Annotated in this window: 1 protein-coding gene; it reads right to left on the bottom strand. The window is 66.2% G+C overall.

Annotated elements, in window-relative coordinates; translation table 11 throughout:
- Nucleotides 1-1,119, bottom strand: a 1,119-nt coding sequence (locus FUT87_RS21765) for an Rne/Rng family ribonuclease (protein WP_147242365.1), incomplete at its 3' end; no start/stop codon positions are given.
- Between the last annotated feature and the right edge of the window lie 823 nt (nt 1,120-1,942).

Below are 1,942 nucleotides of genomic sequence, written 5' to 3' on the forward strand. Positions count from 1 at the left end.
CTGCACGCGGGCGCGGTCCTGGCGCAGCGCGTCGCGCAGGCGCTGTTCGACCTCGCGGCGGTTCTTGGACTCCTCCATGTCGATGAAGTCCACGACGATCAGGCCGCCCAGGTCCCGCAGGCGCATCTGGCGCGCGATCTCGTCGGCGGCTTCCAGGTTGGTGCGGGTGGCGGTTTCCTCGATGTCGCCGCCGCGGGTGGCGCGCGCCGAGTTCACGTCCACCGAGACCAGCGCCTCGGTGTGGTCGATCACGATGGCGCCGCCCGACGGCAGGTTCACCGTGCGGCTGAAGGCCGTCTCGATCTGGTGCTCGATCTGGAAGCGGCTGAACAGCGGCGCGTCGTCACGGTAGCGCTTGACCTTGTGCGCCGTCTCCGGCATCACGTGGGTCATGAACTGATGGGCCTGCTCGAAGATGTCGTCGGTGTCGATCAGGATCTCGCCGATGTCGGCGGTGAAGTAGTCGCGGATCGCGCGGATCACCAGCGACGACTCCTGATAGATCAGGAACGCGCCCTTGCCGCCCTGGGCCGCCTCGTCGATGGCGGTCCACAGCTTGAGCATGTAGTTCAGGTCCCACTGCAGCTCGGCGGCGGAACGGCCGATGCCCGCGGTGCGCGCGATCAGCGACATGCCCTTGGGATATTCGAGCTGGTCCAGCGCTTCCTTGAGTTCCTCGCGGTCCTCGCCCTCGATGCGGCGCGAGACGCCGCCACCGCGCGGGTTGTTGGGCATCAGCACCAGGTAGCGGCCGGCCAGCGACACGAAGGTCGTCAGCGCCGCGCCCTTGTTGCCGCGCTCTTCCTTCTCGACCTGGACCAGCAGTTCCTGGCCTTCCTTGATCACGTCCTGGATCTTGGCCGAGCGCACATCGGCGCCGTCCCGGAAGTACTGGCGCGAGATTTCCTTGAAGGGCAGGAAGCCGTGGCGGTCCTCGCCGTAGTCCACGAAGCAGGCTTCCAGCGACGGCTCGACGCGCGTCACCACCGCCTTGTAGATGTTGCCCTTGCGCTGCTCGCGGCCTTCGATTTCAGTCTCGAAGTCCAGCAGCTTCTGGCCATCGACGATGGCCAGGCGACGCTCTTCCTGCTGCGTCGCGTTGATCAGCATGCGTTTCATCAGTTCTCCTCCACGCCAGGGCCAAGCCGCTGGCGCGCATCTTCAAGTGAACCGCTGCCGGCTATTCACCGGCGGGCGATTCGACCGATGCACGAGAAACGCGAAAGAACCAATGAAAGGATCGCCCTGGACTGCAATTGAACGGCGCGTTGACCGTTCAGCGCTGCAGCGTTGGCGCGTGCACCGCGGGCCCCGGGTCGTCTGTTCCGGTCCGCCTGCGCGCCGCTTCAGGCGCGACCCGACCACGGCCGGAGCCCGGCGTGTGGACGAAGCCAACACGCGCTCGCAGGCGGCGGGGGGTGGGAAAGACCGAGGAAAACATCCGGAAACGGGGCCTGGGTGCTGACGTCAGCGCCGGGACTTGCGCCCCCTCGCTGACGTCGTGAAACCTTGTTGTGCTGCCCGCGCCGCCTGCCGACATCCGAGGATGCGGTCGACCGCGTGAGCAATGGTTCTGACGACGTTGCTCTGCCATCCGGCCCTCGTGACTGCCCGCTCGCTTTGGGAAGCGGACTCGACGCGATGACCTGATGTTGCATCACCAAAAGTAATGAGCAGCCTACTCACAATGGCCGCTCAATGCCACGTTCTCGTCGGACTCGAACGCTCACGTCCGAGTAAAATGAGAAAAATCAAATACTTACAACGCAAACGTGGCAAGCAGCATTATAGGGGCTAAAGCCCGCAAGGCCGCCCCAGGGACTGCCCGCAGTGCCACGAGGGGGACGAGCCCCGTCAAACCGGGACGCGCCAAGGGCGCTCCACCCCCGGTGACCCGTCCCGCGGCGCGGGCCACCACGGCCCCGGTGCCGCCGGCGCCGGC

This window comes from Mitsuaria sp. TWR114, assembly GCF_007997345.1.